General features: G+C 40.6%; 1 protein-coding gene. It reads right to left on the reverse strand.

Translation table 11 applies throughout. The annotated features are described in order from the left end of the window. On the reverse strand, window positions 1-737 hold a 737-nt coding region (locus tag ACFINU_RS10210; RefSeq protein WP_375619052.1), incomplete at both ends, for an autotransporter outer membrane beta-barrel domain-containing protein.

The following is a 737-nucleotide window of genomic DNA, read 5'->3' on the forward strand; positions in this document are numbered from 1 at the left end:
ATCAATATCACGCGCCTGATTAAACTGAAGATGCTGATAAACAACCTGAATCTGCGGATCAAAAACAACACCTTTATACCCTGTTGCAAACGTTCTACCACTCGTTAAAGAACTGCTAAACTGTTTACCCTTTAACGCCACAACCTTGCCCCGTGAAAGGGTCAAAACATCACCCTTAAAAAGACCATACGATACCACCCCATCTATATAAAAACCGGTATCATGCTGCAAATTTCCATAAGCCCCAACAGACCATTTATCAAATGCGCTTTTTTTGCTTTGTTCAACATCCTGAGGGTGTAGAGAAAGGTTTCCATAGTTTCCTAAAACTCCAAAGAATGTACGACCATATAAACTCTCAATCTCGTTTAACAAAACACCTGCTTGAAATGCATTATAATCGAGCTCAGCACCATAGCCATATTCAAAAGCAGATAAATTGGAAGCATAATGATGGCTCCCCCCATAAGCACGCAGAAAAAAGGCTGTCTTTTTATCATCTTTCCAAGAGGAATGAAAAGCATTCCGTATTGTCTCAAACGACTTATTTTGCGTGGTCATATCCACTAAACCAGCATGAAATAAGGCATTTGGCAAAAGAAGATAAGTTGGAACCTGTGGAACAACCGCTCTAATTTGGAGATGAGACTGAACATCAAGCGGTATAGAGAGATTAGATGAAGGATCTAAAGGATCAGAGGACTCAGAAGGCTTTGGTTCGACAGGGACAGAAGGAG

It is taken from the genome of Bartonella sp. AC130YNZD (assembly GCF_042196865.1).
Taxonomy (GTDB): Bacteria; Pseudomonadota; Alphaproteobacteria; order Rhizobiales; family Rhizobiaceae; genus Bartonella.